General features: G+C 63.8%; 8 protein-coding genes. 3 read left to right on the top strand and 5 right to left on the bottom strand.

Annotated features, from left to right (window positions below):
* Positions 1 to 162: 162 nt before the first annotated feature.
* From V7773_RS29965 to def, 5 genes are all read right to left on the bottom strand, one after another.
* Positions 163 to 474, bottom strand: a complete 312-nt coding sequence (locus V7773_RS29965; RefSeq protein ID WP_336076470.1) for a tetratricopeptide repeat protein — start codon at positions 472 to 474, stop codon at positions 163 to 165.
* Positions 475 to 601: 127 nt separating this feature from the next.
* Entirely contained in the window at positions 602 to 1,975 is a 1,374-nt protein-coding gene (gene trkA, locus V7773_RS29960) for a Trk system potassium transporter TrkA (protein ID WP_063323586.1), read from the bottom strand.
* A 24-nt stretch (positions 1,976 to 1,999) separates the two neighbouring features.
* Complete coding sequence (gene rsmB / locus V7773_RS29955; RefSeq protein ID WP_336076469.1) at positions 2,000 to 3,310, bottom strand: 16S rRNA (cytosine(967)-C(5))-methyltransferase RsmB; 1,311 nt, start codon at positions 3,308 to 3,310, stop codon at positions 2,000 to 2,002.
* On the bottom strand, positions 3,307 to 4,266 hold the full coding sequence (gene fmt / locus V7773_RS29950; protein ID WP_336076468.1) for a methionyl-tRNA formyltransferase: 960 nt from the start codon (positions 4,264 to 4,266) through the stop codon (positions 3,307 to 3,309). Before fmt ends, rsmB begins: the two co-directional genes overlap by 4 nt.
* Positions 4,267 to 4,336: 70 nt before the next feature.
* Positions 4,337 to 4,843 (bottom strand): peptide deformylase, encoded by a 507-nt coding sequence (def, locus tag V7773_RS29945; RefSeq protein WP_003196300.1) that lies wholly within the window; start codon positions 4,841 to 4,843, stop codon positions 4,337 to 4,339.
* A gap of 169 nt (positions 4,844 to 5,012) precedes the next feature.
* Between def and V7773_RS29940 the strand changes: the two genes are divergently transcribed.
* The 3 genes from V7773_RS29940 (at position 5,013) to V7773_RS29930 (ending at position 7,832) form a co-directional block, all read left to right on the top strand.
* The gene (locus V7773_RS29940; RefSeq protein WP_336076467.1) at positions 5,013 to 6,038 is read left to right on the top strand and encodes a LysM peptidoglycan-binding domain-containing protein; all 1,026 of its coding nucleotides are present in this window, start codon (positions 5,013 to 5,015) and stop codon (positions 6,036 to 6,038) included.
* 80 nt (positions 6,039 to 6,118) lie between these two features.
* Positions 6,119 to 7,213, top strand: coding sequence for a DNA-processing protein DprA (gene dprA / locus V7773_RS29935; protein ID WP_336076466.1), 1,095 nt, complete (start codon positions 6,119 to 6,121; stop codon positions 7,211 to 7,213).
* 61 nt (positions 7,214 to 7,274) lie between these two features.
* Positions 7,275 to 7,832: an L-threonylcarbamoyladenylate synthase gene (locus V7773_RS29930; protein ID WP_014335849.1), complete on the top strand. Its 558-nt coding sequence runs from the start codon at positions 7,275 to 7,277 to the stop codon at positions 7,830 to 7,832.
* Positions 7,833 to 8,078 lie beyond the last annotated feature (246 nt).

Raw genomic sequence — 8,078 nt, 5'->3', positions numbered from 1 at the left:
GTGGTGGTCAGAAAAAGCTCAACCCCACATGGAACAGTTTCTCGACGTCGTGAGCGATAGGGGACAGATCTATTTACCGCAAATAAATCCCCTTTAACACTTAGTGCTTCGCACTCAAGCGGGAGCAAAGTCCCTGGCCACAAAAAGCGGTTTTTGTGGGATTCAGGGATGGCGATCCAGTTTCTTGAGGAACACAACCATCTCTTTCTCGGCCTGTTTGTCACCGTGGGCGCGGGCGGCTTCGAGGCCTTGTTCCCAGGCTTGGCGGGCGGCCGGTAGGTCGCCTTGGCCTTGGTGGGCCTTGCCCAGTAGTTTCCAGGCGGCGGAGTATTTGGGGTCGAGTTCGACGCAGCGTTGGAAGTGTTCGGCGGCGCGGGTGAATTCGCCGAGGTCGAGGTAGCCTTTGCCCAGGCCGAAGCGCAGCAGAGAGTTATCCACACCCTTGGCGAGCATTTTTTCCAGGGAATCGAGCATTTGAAACTCCTGCGTTCTGTTCCTGTGGCGAGGGAGCTTGCTCCCGCTGGCCTGCAGAGCAGGCCCATCTTTGGCGGCTGCTTCGCACCCGAGCGGGAGCAAGCTCCCTCGCCACAGGGCCGTGTGTTCAGAAGAAGCTCAACCCCACATGGAACAGCTTCTCGACGTCGCGAATGTGCTTCTTGTCCACCAGGAAGAGGATGACATGGTCGCCGGTCTGGATCGTGGTGTCGTCGTGGGCGATCAGGACTTCTTCGTCGCGGATGATCGCGCCGATGGTGGTGCCGGGCGGCAGGCCGATGTCGCGGATGGCTTTGCCGATGACTTTGCTGGATTTGGCATCGCCGTGGGCAATCGCCTCGATGGCTTCGGCCGCGCCGCGGCGCAGGGAGTGGACGCTGACGATGTCGCCGCGGCGCACGTGGGCCAGCAAGGTGCCAATGGTTGCCAGTTGCGGGCTGATGGCGATGTCGATGTCGCCGCCCTGGATCAGGTCGACGTAGGCCGGGTTGTTGATGATGGTCATCACTTTCCTGGCCCCCAGGCGCTTGGCCAATAGCGACGACATGATGTTGGCTTCGTCGTCGTTGGTCAGGGCCAGGAAGATGTCGGCGTCGGCGATGTTTTCTTCCAGCAGCAGGTCGCGGTCCGAGGCACTGCCCTGCAACACCACGGTGCTGTCGAGGGTGTCGGAGAGGTAGCGGCAGCGCGCCGGGTTCATCTCGATGATCTTGACCTGGTAGCGGCTTTCGATGGCTTCGGCCAGGCGCTCGCCGATCTGTCCGCCGCCAGCGATGACGATGCGCTTGTAGTTCTCATCGAGACGGCGCATTTCGCTCATCACGGCGCGAATATTCGCTTTGGCGGCGATGAAAAACACTTCGTCGTCGGCTTCGATCACTGTATCGCCCTGGGGCAGGATCGGCCGGTCCCGGCGGAAAATCGCCGCGACCCGGGTATCCACATTCGGCATGTGCTCGCGCAACTGGCGCAGTTGCTGGCCCACCAGCGGCCCGCCGTAGTAGGCCTTGACCGCCACCAGTTGGGCCTTGCCTTCGGCAAAGTCGATCACCTGCAGGGCGCCGGGGTGCTCGATCAAACGCTTGATGTAGTTGGTCACCACCTGCTCGGGGCTGATCAGCACATCCACCGGGATCGCTTCGTTGTCGAACAGGTCGGCGCGGGTCAGGTAGGCCGCTTCGCGCACCCGGGCGATCTTGGTCGGGGTGTGGAACAGGGTGTGGGCAACCTGGCAGGCGACCATGTTGGTTTCGTCGCTGTTGGTCACGGCCACGAGCATGTCGGCATCGTCGGCGCCGGCCTGGCGCAGCACCGTCGGCAACGACCCGCGGCCCTGCACGGTGCGGATGTCGAGTCGGTCGCCCAAGTCGCGCAGGCGTTCACCGTTGGTGTCGACCACGGTGATGTCGTTGGCCTCGCTGGCCAGATGTTCCGCCAGCGAACCGCCGACTTGTCCTGCGCCGAGGATGATGATTTTCATCCAGTCACTCCTATCGAATCGGTCTTAACCGCGCGCGGCGGCGATCTTGATCAGCTTGGCGTAGTAGAACCCGTCGTGCCCACCTTCCTGGGCCAGCAACTGGCGGCCATGGGGCTGCTTGAGGCCGGCCTGGCTGGCGATGTCCAGTTCCCGGGCGCCCGGGGTGCGGGCGAGGAAGGCCTCGATCACTTCGGTATTCTCGGTGGGCAAGGTCGAACAGGTGGCGTAGAGCAACATGCCGCCGACTTCCAGGGTTGGCCACAGGGCATCGAGCAGTTCGCCCTGCAACGTGGCCAGTGCGGCGATGTCGTCCGGCTGGCGGGTGAGCTTGATGTCCGGGTGGCGACGGATCACTCCGGTGGCCGAACACGGCGCGTCCAGCAGGATGCGCTGGAACGGCTTGCCGTCCCACCAGGTCGCGGTGTCGCGGCCGTCGGCGGCGATCAGCTCGGCCTCCAGGCCCAGGCGTTCGAGGTTTTCCTTCACGCGCACCAGGCGCTTGGCTTCCAGGTCCACCGCCACCACGCCGGCCAGCTTCGGCTCGACCTCGAGGATGTGGCAGGTCTTGCCGCCCGGCGCGCAGCAGGCGTCCAGCACCCGTTGGCCGGGCGCCAGTTCCAGCAGGTCGGCGGCCAGTTGTGCTGCTTCGTCCTGGACGCTGATCCAGCCTTCGGCGAAGCCTGGCAGGGCACGCACATCGCCCGGGGTTTCCAGCACGATGCCGTCGCGGCTGTACTGGCACGGGATGGCCGGGATACCCGCCTCGCCCAGCAACGCCAGGTAGGCATCGCGGGTATGGTGGCGGCGATTGACCCGCAGGATCATCGGCGGATGGGCATTGTTGGCCGCGCAGATGGCTTCCCACTGCTCAGGCCAGAAAGCCTTCAGGGATTTCTGCAACCAGCGCGGGTGCGCCGTGCGCACCACCGGGTCGTGTTCCAGCTCGGCCAGCAGGGCTTCGCTTTCCCGCTGGGCGCGGCGCAGCACGGCATTGAGCAGGGCCTTGGCCCAGGGCTTTTTCAGCTTGTCGGCGCAGCCCACGGTTTCGCCGATGGCGGCGTGAGCGGGAACGCGGGTGTAGAGCAACTGATAAAGCCCCACCAACAGCAGCGCTTCGACGTCGGCATCGGCCGCTTTGAAGGGCTTCTGCAACAGCTTGGCCGCCAGGGCCGACAACCGTGGCTGCCAACGGGCGGTGCCGAACGCCAGGTCTTGGGTGAAACCGCGATCACGGTCTTCCACCTTGTCCAGTTGGGTCGGCAGGGAACTGTTGAGGGAGGCTTTGCCGCTGAGGACGGCGGCAAGTGCCTTGGCGGCGGCCAGACGCGGGTTCATGAGGCGTCCGTCGCTTGGCCGAGCACAGTGCCGACGGAAAATTTCTCACGGCGACTGTTGAACAGGTCGCTGAAGTTCAGCGCCTTGCCACCGGGCAATTGCAGACGCGTCAGGCACAGCGCTTGTTCACCGCAGGCGACGACGAGACCGTCCTTGCTGGCACCGAGAATTTCACCGGGGGCGCCCTTCCCTTCGGCAAGACTGGCCGCCAGCACTTTCAGGGCTTCGCCGTTCAAGGTGCTGTGGCAGATCGGCCAGGGGTTGAAAGCCCGCACCAGGCGCTCCAGCTCAACGGCTGGGCGGCTCCAGTCGATGCGGGCTTCGTCCTTGTTCAATTTGTGCGCGTAGGTGGCGAGGCTGTCGTTCTGCACTTCACCTTCCAACGTGCCGGCAGCCAGGCCGGCGATGGCCTCGACCACCGCCGGCGGGCCAATGAGCGCGAGGCGGTCGTGCAGGCTGCCGCCGGTGTCTTCGGCGCTGATGGGGGTACTGGCCTTGAGCAGCATCGGCCCGGTGTCCAGGCCGGCTTCCATGCGCATCACCGTCACGCCACTCTCGGCATCGCCCGCTTCCACGGCGCGCTGGATCGGCGCGGCACCGCGCCAGCGCGGCAGCAGCGAGGCGTGGCTGTTGATGCAACCCAGGCGCGGGGTATCCAGCACCACTTGGGGCAGGATCAGGCCGTAGGCGACCACCACCATCAAGTCCGGCTTCAGTGCCGCCAGTTCGGCCTGGGCTTGCCCGTCACGCAGGGTCGGCGGCTGCAACACCGGGATGCCGTTTTCCAACGCAAGTTGCTTGACCGGGCTGGGCATCAGTTTTTGCCCGCGACCGGCCGGCCGGTCCGGCTGGGTGTAGACCGCGACGATTTCGTAGGGGCTGGCCAGCAGGGCCTTGAGGTGTTCGGCGGCAAATTCGGGAGTGCCGGCAAAGACGATGCGCAGTGGCTCAGTCATGGGTAGCTCTCAATTACAAAGCAGTCGCAAAAAGAAAAAGGCTTGCCGCGGCAAGCCTTTGAAGGGGGCATCAAGCATTCTGGCGATGAAGTTTTTCCAGTTTTTTCTTGATCCGGTCACGCTTGAGGGTAGACAGGTAATCGACGAACAACTTGCCGTTGAGGTGGTCACACTCGTGCTGGATGCACACGGCCAACAAGCCTTCGGCGATCAGTTCGTAAGGCTGGCCGTCACGGTCCAGGGCCTTGATCTTGACCTTCTGTGGGCGGTCGACGTTTTCGTAGAAGCCCGGCACCGAGAGGCAGCCTTCCTGGTACTGGTCCATCTCGTCGGTCAGGGTTTCGAACTCGGGGTTGATGAACACCCGCGGCTCGCTGCGGTCTTCGGAGAGGTCCATCACGACGATACGCTTGTGCACGTTGACCTGGGTCGCGGCGAGGCCAATGCCTGGCGCTTCATACATTGTTTCAAACATGTCATCGACCAACTGACGCACTTCGTCGTCCACTACGGCCACGGGTTTGGCGATAGTGCGCAGGCGCGGGTCCGGAAATTCGAGAATGTTCAAAATGGCCATAAGCTTGATAAATGCACGTGTGAGGTAAAGTCGGGTGGCTGGCCTGGCGTGTCTCGGGATGCAGGCTACCGTTGTAAAACGTTGCTCTTGTGGAGAATAGCTCCTTAAGCAGCGAGCCACGGGGGCTCCGGCGTTTTACGCGAACGCACATAATAAAGGGATTCACCGCATGAGGAAATCACTACTCGCCCTGCTGCTCCTGGCCTCGGCCGGTATCGCGCACGGGCAAGTGCAACTTCGGGAAGGTTTTCCCCAGCAATACACGGTGGTGACGGGGGACACACTGTGGGACATTTCCGGCAAGTTCCTGCGCGAGCCGTGGAAATGGCCGGAGCTCTGGCAGGCCAACCCACAGATCGAAAACCCCAACCTGATTTATCCGGGCGACACCCTGTCGCTGGTCTACGTCAACGGCCAGCCGCGCCTGACCCTCAATCGCGGCACTTCGCGGGGCACCATCAAGCTGTCGCCGCGCATTCGCAGTTCGCCAGTGGCCGACGCCATCCCGAGCATTCCACTGCAAGCCATCAACAGTTTCCTGCTGAGCAACCGCATCGTCGACACGCCTGAGGATTTCAACAAGGCCCCCTATATCGTCGCCGGCAATGCCGAACGGGTGCTCAGTGGCATGGGGGATAGGGTCTTCGCCCGTGGCTCGTTCGATGCGAACCAGACGGCGTACGGCATCTTTCGCCAGGGCAAGGTCTACACCGATCCCGAGACCAAGGAGTTCCTGGGGATCAACGCCGACGACATCGGCGGCGGCGAAGTGGTGGCCAGCGAAGGCGATGTCACCACCCTGGCCCTGCAACGCACCACCCAGGAAGTGCGCCTGGGTGATCGTCTGTTCAGCGGCGAAGAGCGCTCGATCAATTCGACCTTCATGCCCAGCGCGCCGCAATCGGACATCCACGGGTTGATCCTGGACGTGCCGCGAGGCGTGACCCAGATCGGCGCGCTGGACGTGGTCACCCTGAACAAGGGCCGGCGCGACGGGCTGATCGAAGGCAATGTGCTGGCGGTGATGAAGACGGGTGAAACCGTACGCGACCGCATCACGGGCGAGCGGGTGAAGATCCCCGATGAGCGGGCCGGCCTGCTAATGGTTTTCCGCACCTACGACAAACTCAGCTATGGCCTGGTGCTGTACGCATCGCGCTCGTTGGCGGTGCTCGACAAGGTCCGTAATCCGTAACGGGTCTCACAAGTTACCAACAGAGTTATCCACAGCTTGTTCCGGTTTGTACGGGACTTATAACGGTCAAGGATGATCGCATGTCATTACCTGAATCTACGCCGGTTTCCCCTGCGGAACTGGAGGCTCGGCTACGCCTTCACCGCTTGCCGGAGCTGGGACCCAAACGTTTCATGACGCTGATGGAGGCCTTCGGCTCGGCCTCCAAGGCCATCAGTGCGCCAGCCAGCGCCTGGCGCGCGCTGGGCTTGCCGCTGGCCTGTGTCGAGGCGCGACGCAACCCGGATGTGCGTGACGGCGCCGCCCATGCATTGGCCTGGCTGGAGCGTGCGGGCCAGCATTTACTGATGTGGGACCAACCCGACTACCCGTCGCTGTTGGCGCAGATCAGCGACGCGCCGCCGCTGCTGTTCGTCGCTGGCGACACCTCGATCCTGGAAAAACCCCAACTGGGGATGGTCGGCAGTCGGCGGGCATCACGCCCCGGCATGGACACCGCGGCGGCGTTTTCCCGAAGCCTGGCCGGGGCCGGTTTTGTCATCACCAGCGGCCTGGCCCTGGGCATCGATGCGGCGGCCCATCAGGCGGCGTTGGATGTTGGCGGGCGCACCGTCGGCGTGTTGGGCACCGGTCTGGAAAATTTTTATCCACAGCGCAATCGTCGGCTGGCGGACGCGATGATTGCCCAGGGCAGCGCGGTGTTGTCGGAGTTCCCGTTGGACGCACCGCCCCACGCCAGCAACTTTCCGCGCCGTAACCGGATCATCAGCGGCTTGTCCCTGGGCGTGCTGGTGGTGGAGGCGAGTGTCGCCAGCGGTTCACTGATCACTGCGCGACTGGCGGCGGAACAGGGCCGCGAGGTGTACGCCATTCCTGGATCGATCCATCACCCCGGGGCCCGGGGCTGCCATCAACTGATCCGCGACGGTGCGGCGCTGGTGGAAACCGTCGAGCACATCCTCGAAGCGCTGCGCGGTTGGCAGCGGTTGCCGCCGGCCTCGGAGCCCGTGCCCGTGACCCATCCGCTGCTGCGCCTGCTGCATGCCGCGCCGCTGAGCAGTGAGGCGCTGGCCGACGCCAGTGGCTGGGGCTTGCCCAAAGTGCTGGCAACGTTGACCGAACTGGAGATGGACGGACGCGCCATCTGTGACAACGGACGCTGGTTTGCGCGCTAGGTTTTATGGGGAAGATCGGTAAACTGCCCACAGCCTTATTTGCGTTGCGGGAGAATCTTTCATGGTCAACAGTTGGCGTGTGCAACAAGCCGCGCGAGAAATTCGCGCCGGGGCGGTGATTGCCTATCCAACCGAAGCGGTCTGGGGCCTGGGTTGTGACCCATGGAACGAAGAGGCCGTGGAACGCCTGCTGGCGATCAAGTCGCGGCTGCCCGATAAAGGCCTGATCCTGGTGGCTGACAACATCCACCAGTTCGACTTCCTGTTCGAAGACTTCCCCGAAACCTGGATGGACCGCATGGCCAGCACCTGGCCGGGGCCCAATACCTGGCTGGTGCCGCACCAGAACCTGCTGCCGGAATGGATCACCGGGGTACACGACACCGTCGCCCTGCGGGTAAGCGACCATCCCACCGTGCGCGACTTGTGCTCGTTGGTCGGCCCGCTGGTGTCCACCTCGGCCAACCCCCAGGGTCGCCCGGCGGCGCGTACGCGGATTCGGGTCGAGCAGTACTTTCGTGGGCAGATCGACCTGGTGCTCGGCGGCAACCTCGGTGGACGCAAGAACCCCAGCGTGATTCGCGACCTGGCGACCGGCAAGGTCGTGCGCCCGGACTAGGTCCTTGTGGCGAGGGAGCTTGCTCCCGCTCGGGCGCGAAGCGGCCGCAAAATTGGGCCCGCTGCGCGGTCCAGCGGGAGCAAGCTCCCTCGCCACAAAAGCTGTTGGATCGTTCCCACGCTCCTGCGTGGGAATGCCGCCAGGGACGCTCCGCGTTCCGCTTCTGGAGGTGACGCGGAGCGTCACGGCATGCATTCCCACGCGGAGCGCTCATCGTTCTACACAACTCTCGATGAGCGCACGCTA

Origin of the sequence: Pseudomonas sp. 3JA (genome assembly GCF_036961705.1) — a bacterium.
Taxonomy (GTDB): Bacteria; Pseudomonadota; Gammaproteobacteria; order Pseudomonadales; family Pseudomonadaceae; genus Aquipseudomonas; species Aquipseudomonas fluorescens_Q.
The sequence above is the reverse complement of the archived record's forward strand: the minus strand, read 5'-3'. Positions and strand labels throughout refer to the sequence as shown.

Excerpts from the sequence above, each read along its gene's own strand:
- V7773_RS29965 (WP_336076470.1), bottom strand. The coding sequence starts at position 474 with ATGCTCGATTCCCTGGAAAAAATGCTCGCCAAGGGTGTGGATAACTCT.
- trkA (WP_063323586.1), bottom strand. The coding sequence starts at position 1,975 with ATGAAAATCATCATCCTCGGCGCAGGACAAGTCGGCGGTTCGCTGGCG.
- rsmB (WP_336076469.1), bottom strand. The coding sequence starts at position 3,310 with ATGAACCCGCGTCTGGCCGCCGCCAAGGCACTTGCCGCCGTCCTCAGC.
- fmt (WP_336076468.1), bottom strand. The coding sequence starts at position 4,266 with ATGACTGAGCCACTGCGCATCGTCTTTGCCGGCACTCCCGAATTTGCC.
- def (WP_003196300.1), bottom strand. The coding sequence starts at position 4,843 with ATGGCCATTTTGAACATTCTCGAATTTCCGGACCCGCGCCTGCGCACT.
- V7773_RS29940 (WP_336076467.1), top strand. The coding sequence starts at position 5,013 with ATGAGGAAATCACTACTCGCCCTGCTGCTCCTGGCCTCGGCCGGTATC.
- dprA (WP_336076466.1), top strand. The coding sequence starts at position 6,119 with ATGTCATTACCTGAATCTACGCCGGTTTCCCCTGCGGAACTGGAGGCT.
- V7773_RS29930 (WP_014335849.1), top strand. The coding sequence starts at position 7,275 with ATGGTCAACAGTTGGCGTGTGCAACAAGCCGCGCGAGAAATTCGCGCC.